This is a genomic window from Photobacterium sanguinicancri, from assembly GCF_002265265.1.
Lineage (GTDB): Bacteria > Pseudomonadota > Gammaproteobacteria > Enterobacterales > Vibrionaceae > Photobacterium > Photobacterium sanguinicancri.
Window position 1 is genome coordinate 1 of record NZ_NOIF01000265.1, and the last position, 4,708, is coordinate 4,708.

At 44.8% G+C, this 4,708-nt stretch carries 6 protein-coding genes; 2 read left to right on the forward strand and 4 right to left on the reverse strand.

The genetic code is table 11. From position 1 onward, the window contains the following. Nucleotides 1-78 precede the first annotated feature (78 nt). Together pepT and dcuC are read left to right on the forward strand one after the other, a co-directional pair. The gene (gene pepT / locus ASV53_RS22725) at nt 79-1,317 is read left to right on the forward strand and encodes a peptidase T (protein WP_094958799.1); all 1,239 of its coding nucleotides are present in this window, start codon (nt 79-81) and stop codon (nt 1,315-1,317) included. Continuing rightward, complete coding sequence (dcuC, locus tag ASV53_RS22730; protein WP_094958800.1) at nt 1,314-2,678, forward strand: C4-dicarboxylate transporter DcuC; 1,365 nt, start codon at nt 1,314-1,316, stop codon at nt 2,676-2,678. The genes pepT and dcuC overlap by 4 nt, the downstream gene beginning before the upstream one ends. 123 nt (nt 2,679-2,801) lie before the next feature. Here dcuC and ASV53_RS22735 read toward each other — a convergent pair whose 3' ends face one another. From ASV53_RS22735 to ASV53_RS22750, 4 genes are all read right to left on the reverse strand, one after another. Next, a complete protein-coding gene (locus ASV53_RS22735) occupies nt 2,802-3,512 on the reverse strand; it encodes a glutathione S-transferase family protein (protein WP_094958801.1) in 711 nt (236 codons plus the stop codon). A 170-nt stretch (nt 3,513-3,682) separates the two neighbouring features. Then, nucleotides 3,683-4,084 (reverse strand): rhodanese-like domain-containing protein, encoded by a 402-nt coding sequence (locus ASV53_RS22740; protein WP_094958802.1) that lies wholly within the window; start codon nt 4,082-4,084, stop codon nt 3,683-3,685. 93 nt (nt 4,085-4,177) lie between these two features. Then, a complete protein-coding gene (locus ASV53_RS22745; RefSeq protein WP_205049225.1) occupies nt 4,178-4,360 on the reverse strand; it encodes a cation:dicarboxylate symporter family transporter in 183 nt (60 codons plus the stop codon). Further along, nucleotides 4,360-4,647 carry a sigma factor gene (locus ASV53_RS22750; protein ID WP_094958803.1) on the reverse strand — a complete coding sequence of 96 codons (288 nt, stop codon included), beginning with the start codon at nt 4,645-4,647 and terminating at the stop codon, nt 4,360-4,362. The genes ASV53_RS22745 and ASV53_RS22750 overlap by 1 nt, the downstream gene beginning before the upstream one ends. Nucleotides 4,648-4,708 lie beyond the last annotated feature (61 nt).

Consider the following 4,708-nt stretch of genomic DNA (forward strand, 5'->3'; position numbering starts at 1 on the left):
AGCATGAATAACACACATTAATAATCTTACTTTATGTATGGATATATTGGATTTTTGCCACATAAATCGAGATGTATTATGGATATTAAACAACGCTTTCTTGGCTACACAACAATAAACACAACCACAAATCAAAAAGCGGGCGCAGCAGGGATCATGCCTTCTTCTCCGGGGCAAATCGAGTTAGGTAAACGCATTGTCGGCGAGCTCCAAGCCATGAAGGGGCTTGTCGATATCGAGCAGCGTGACAACGGCATTGTGACAGCCACCCTACCCGCAAACTGCGCGGGTAACTACCCAACAGTGGCTTTCTTTGGACATCTTGATACCTCCAGCGAGCACACGGGCGACACCCATGCAGCTTTAATTCATTACCAAGGTGGCGACATTGCACTGGGTAACGGCGCTGTACTTACACTACAAGACAACCCAGATCTTAATGACTACCTAGGTCAGGAGATCTTTGTTACCGATGGCACCAGCCTACTGGGCGCCGATGATAAAGCCGCCATTGCTGCCATCATGCATACGTTACACGTACTCACGACAGATACCACAATTCAACATGGTGAAGTCAAAGTCGCCTTTGTGCCCGATGAAGAGCAAGGTTTGCTTGGCGCGACAGCATTCAACACCCCAGATTTCGCTGATTTTGGCTATACACTCGATTGTTGTGGCATTGGTGAGTTCGTAAAAGAAAACTGGAATGCAGGCGGCGCGGTGATCACCTTCCATGGCCAAAGCGCACACCCAATGAACTCCAAAGGTAACTTAAAGAACTCGCTTCTAATGGCACACGATTTCATCGGTCTTTTCCCTCGTCTTGAAACCCCAGAAAACACCGAAGGGCGAGAGGGTTACTACTGGATGAAGAAACTCGAAGGGAACTCAGCCCAAACGGTACTGAACATTGATATTCGAGACTTCACCAAAGAAGGTTACAGCCAGCGTAAAACCTTCGTCGAGAACGCGTGTCAGTCATTTTTAAACCTCTACGGTGAGCAGTCACTGAGCTACAAAATTGCTGACCGCTACGAGAACGTTTCGAATTACCTTGAAAACGACCTTGGCCAACAAGCGGTTCAGCTTGCCGAGCAAGCGTATGCAAGTAACGGGATCAAAATGAAGGTGATCCCAATGCGTGGCGGCTACGACGGTGCTGTATTCTCAGCCAATGGGATCCCATGCCCGAACATCTTTACTGGCGCTCATAACTTCCACTCGATCAATGAGTATCTCCCACTGCCTTCGTTGATCGCAGCTTCCAATGTTGTGCAAACCATCATTACTCGAATAGCACAAGGTGACGACCAATGATCCAAATACTCGTTGTTCTACTGGTTATCATTGCTGCCGCTCGGTTGATCCTGACAGGCTACAAAACCGAAGCCATCTTATTTATGGCCGGTATTATTCTGATGGCTTGCACAGGCCTCTTTGGTTGGGGAGATGTACTCCCTGCTAAGGTAGCCTCTACCAACCTTGCAGCATTTGATCCGTTTAAGTTTATTAGTTACATGCTCGGTTATCGTGCTGGCGGTCTGGGTCTAACGATCATGGTGCTCATGGGGTTTGCCGAGTTAATGACACGGATAAAAGCCGATGCCGTTATTGTTAGGCTGGCGGTGAAGCCATTATCTGTCGTAAAAAACAAAAATATTCTGTTGTTCTTCGGCTACATCATAGGTGCATCGTTACAGTTAGCCATTCCAAGTGCCACCGCATTAGCCGTGTTACTCATGGTGACCTTGTACCCGATTCTGACTGGTCTTGGGATATCACGCGCATCGGCATCAGGGGTTATTGCCTCTACGCTAGGCTTAACCTTAACGCCATTAGGGGTTGATGCGATTAAAGCCAGTGAATCTGTTGGAATGGGTTTGATGGATTACCTGTCTTACCAAGCGCCAACCAGTGCCGTAGCAATTGTGGCCGTGGGTGTCGCCCATGTAATGTGGCAATCACACCAAGATAAGAAAGATGGCTATGTGATTGATGCCGATCTTGAAGCCGCGACTGCGTCTGATCCTGATCCAGCGCCTAACATTTACGCAATTTTGCCTATGCTACCTATCATTGCCGCGATCATGTTTAGCAAACTGGTGATCAGTACTATCCACTTAGATGTCGTGACTATCGTGCTGATCTCTGTGTTTATCTCGTTGGTCTTTGAAGGCATAAAAACACGCTCGCTCAAAGAGAGTTTAGATTGCTTTGGGGCATTCATGAAAGGGTGCGGTAACGCATTAACAGGCGTGGTGTTCTTGTTAGTGGCAGCTGGAGTCTTTGCTTACGGCATTCAATCGACTGGTGCCATTAATCATCTGATTGAATCGGCGCAAGGCGCAGGTATGCCAACCTTAATGCTAACATTGGTGTTCGCTGTTGTGGTTGGTTTAGCTGCCTTGGTGATGGGTTCTGGTAATGCGGCTTTCTTATCGTTTGTCGATATTGTTCCGACTGTCGCTCACTCCATGGGCGCTAATCCAGTGGCAATGATGCTACCTATGCAGCAAGCCTCTGCACTCGCAAGGGCAGCTTCGCCTGTCGCGGCATGTGTAATTGTTTCTGCGGGTGGCGCTAAGTTATCAACCTTTGAGGTCGTCAAAAGAACCAGCGTGCCAATGCTCGTTGGCTTTGTGGTTCACTTCATCGCGGTGATGATTTTGGTCAATTAGCAGCATATAAGACAAACAATAACGTACGTTACGCACCTTAAACCAAACCCATAGGTAAACTTGGTAAACATAAGGTGCGTAACCTTATTCAAACTCCAACCTTAAGCGCTTATCTTTGCGCTATTACTGACAGCAAGCGCTCGATACAGCAGAACAGCTTGATAACTCGCAATTCCCTTCCTCACCGTTCATCACGTCAGCAAGATAGGTGTTTGTTAGGTAGAAATTGCTGAAAGTCGTCACAAAATCTTGCGGTACAGTTTTTTCAGTTAACCCTGAAGCTATCAATGCTGCCTGCCATTTCTGCACTTTTGGGAAGCCCGCTAACATATCCACTCCCGATTTATTTTTAATCACAAATGCACGGTGCAATAGCGGTAGCCAAGCAATATCCACATTCGAAATATAATCCCCTTTGAAGAACGGGCTCTCACCGAGTTTATTTTCTGCTTTTGCAAATGCTTTTGCTAAGTTGGTTAAACGCGTTTCAAAGGTTTCTTTGTCTTTACTACCCATAGTGCCGCACTGTGGCATGTAGTGTTTACTTGCTTGATAAGACCAAGCACGATCCTGCGCTTTTTGCTCTGGCGTTAATGCTTCAATCGGCGTGTATTTGTCATCGAGGTATTCGACGATCGCATCAGATTCAAACAATACCGTTTCATCCTCGGTAATGAGTACTGGTACTTGACCATTTGGTGCAATATCCAAGAACCACTGCGGCTTATTACTGAGCTCAATATACTCAATTTCAAATGGAATATTTTTCATTATTAGAGAACCCATAACACGTTGTACAAATGGGCAGTTCTTAAAGCTAATCAGTTTAATCATTGGGGAACTCCAAAATCGGTCAATTCATTTTGTTTATACCTATAAGACGAAGCGATCTGGAAAAAGACGAAATAACTCGGATCTTTTTATTATTTTAAATCAAAATAAAAGAAGCCCAGTAAAAATACTGGGCTAAATTCAGGCCTTAGGCAGAGTAAATCTCAAGAAGGTTATATTGTGACAACTTCAATACTGCCTGCGTTGTCTTTCCACGCTGCAAAGCCACCCGCCATATTGAGTACCGATGCTAAACCCATTTCATGTGCTTGTTTCGCCGCATATAAAGAACGAAGACCATGAGCGCAATAGAATACATACGTTTTGTCTTGGTTGAATATTTTATTGTGTACAGGGCATTGAGGATCAATCAGAAACTCCAACATACCTCTTGGGCAAGTAAATGCGCCAGGAATCACACCTAGCTTGACTCGCTCTTCCGCTTCTCTCACATCAACAAACACATAGTCGTCATGGTTGTAAAAACGCTTTGCATCTTCAATCAACATATCTGCAACAATAAGACGCGCTTCTTCTGTTAACGCTTGAATACCTTTAGTTATATTTTGTGCCACTTTCTCTATTCTATAACTGCACGCACCAGCCAAATCGCATATTGCGTGCTATTTATTATTATGATGGATCTATTGGTTAACCGAAATATGCTATTAACTCGCTTGCACTCTCGGGGCTAAATTCAACTCGCCATTTTTATTAAACAAGCCTTCCAGCATTAAGGTTAAAGCGCCATCGCCAGTTACATTACACGCAGTACCAAAGCTATCTTGCAGAGCAAAAATCGCTATTAGCAAGGCGACTCCAGCTGGGTCAAAACCTAATACGCCAACCACTATGCCATCTTTTGTAGATTTTCATCTTCTGATGTCAGCTCTTCCACCGCAATATCGTCAGGAAGCTCATCATACGGCTGACGCGTACGATAAAAATCCATCATCACATTATGCGTAATACGATATAGCCAGCTTTTGAGGCTATCTTGAGATTTGAGCTGGCTAAGATTGGCACTCGCCTTAATGTAAACATCTTGCAATATGTCTTCAGCGGCATCTGGATCATCAATTTTTTTCAACACATAGTAGCGAAGCTGATCTTTGTGGCGCAGCCATTCAGCGAGCATAGTCTCTTCCTTTGGAGTTCATTTCTAGATGATAATTCGATATTACTAGAAATATAGAGTA